The 1,593-nt window shown below is 45.1% G+C and carries 2 protein-coding genes; both read right to left on the bottom strand.

The window, feature by feature from the left end:
• Positions 1 to 45 precede the first annotated feature (45 nt).
• Positions 46 to 1,359, bottom strand: a complete 1,314-nt coding sequence (locus ACRCJ0_RS13725) for a hydroxymethylglutaryl-CoA reductase, degradative (RefSeq protein WP_431390784.1) — start codon at positions 1,357 to 1,359, stop codon at positions 46 to 48.
• Between the two features lie 65 nt (positions 1,360 to 1,424).
• Positions 1,425 to 1,593 (bottom strand): iron-sulfur cluster biosynthesis family protein (locus ACRCJ0_RS13720; RefSeq protein WP_431390786.1); only part of this gene is annotated, 169 nt, incomplete at its 5' end.

Genomic DNA, 1,593 nt, shown 5'->3' with positions numbered 1-1,593 from the left:
AGAAGTATCAACTTCAAGTGGGTAACGATTTTTTGCTTATTTCGATTATTCCTGTCGTAATTTTTCTAAAATTTCTTTGGCTACTGCCAGGTTCTTATGGTCAGCGTTTTCTAAGGCCGTCACTACAGCGTTAATTTCCTGGTCGCCGTCAGCACCTGCTTGAATGGCCAATGATTTAGCTTGCAACTGCATGTGGCCAGCTTGGATCCCTTCAGTAACAAGGGCCCGAACTGCTGCGAAGTTTTGCGCTAACCCTAGTGAAACAGCAATTTCCATCAGATGTTTAGCGTCCGATTGACCTAAAATTGACTTGGTTACTTGCACAGTTGGGTGGATCCCAATCGACCCGCCAACAGCGCCTAAGGCTAGCGGTAGGGTGAGTTCACCAGATAAAATTTCTCGGTCACTGTCGTAAGTCCATTTGGCCAAGCCTCGGTATTGGCCGTCTCGAGCTGCGTAGGCATGGACACCCGCTTCAACTGCCCGCCAGTCATTTCCAGTGGCCAATACAAAAGCGTCGACCCCGTTCATGATTCCCTTGTTGTGGGTGGTCGCCCGGTAAACATCCACCTGCGCTAACTGGCTAGCTAATGCGATTTTTCCAGCCACTTCAACCCCAGAAATAGGGCCTTTATCCAGTAAACGTGCTGGAAGTTCACAAGTCGCCGTTGCCGTAGCTTCAACCGCATAATTGGATAGAATAGCCATCAATCCATCAAGATTCACAATAAAATCCACTTGTTCAAGAATATGCGCCTTTAAAGCCTCCAACATGGTATTCATCATATTGGCCCCCATCGCCTCCTGAGTGTCAATCGTTAGATACACAATGAAGAAAGGGGCACTACTAGCGGTTGCTGGATAGTATTGACTACGGATGGACCGCGCGCCACCACCGCGCCCAACAATGGAAGGGTAGGCCGCATTAGCCACAGCCAGTAAATCATCTGCAACTTCATTCACATACGCTTCAAAGCGTAAGGCCTGTGCGTCATCTTCAAGTCCGGTAAAAGCAATCTGCCCAGTCATCAGACGCTGGTTAACCTGACTTTTAAATCCGCCTGCCTGCTGGATAATTTTACCGCCATTTGAAGCAGCCGCAATTACAGAAGGTTCCTCAGTCACCATAGGAATGTGGATTTCTTGATCGTTAATTAGAAAGTTTAGGGCCAAACCATAGGGAATTCCGTATGTTGAAAGGGCATTTTCAATCATATGATCAGCGATTTCAGTGGGTAAACCTTGGCCGTCTTTCAAAAATTCAGCTTGGTCACTAGTGATTTGCTCTTGGTCCAATAAGACATCGATACGGTCTTGACGAGACTTTTTATAGTAGGATTTGAATGGATTTTCAGACATGATAACTCCTTTTTCAATAAAGAAACGGGCCAGTATGCCTAGCCCGCTTGGTTAAAAAATAAATATTATGACGCTTTTTGTAGGTAGATATTATCGTTCATCACCTGACCATCAACAATTAAAACGAAAACTTGTCTAAAGTCATCGAAATCAATGCGATTGTCATGGCCTAAAAATTTTAAAGCATTCTTTCTTACGTGAATTGGGCCAATATGGGTTTCTAGTACCTCGTCA

Source organism: Aerococcus sp. L_32, from assembly GCF_050689315.1.
Note: the sequence above shows the minus strand (reverse complement) of the source record. Positions and strands in the feature narration are given on the sequence as shown.

Bases quoted from the DNA above. Each gene is read 5' to 3' on its own strand.
- ACRCJ0_RS13725 (WP_431390784.1), bottom strand. From the start codon at position 1,359: ATGTCTGAAAATCCATTCAAATCCTACTATAAAAAGTCTCGTCAAGAC.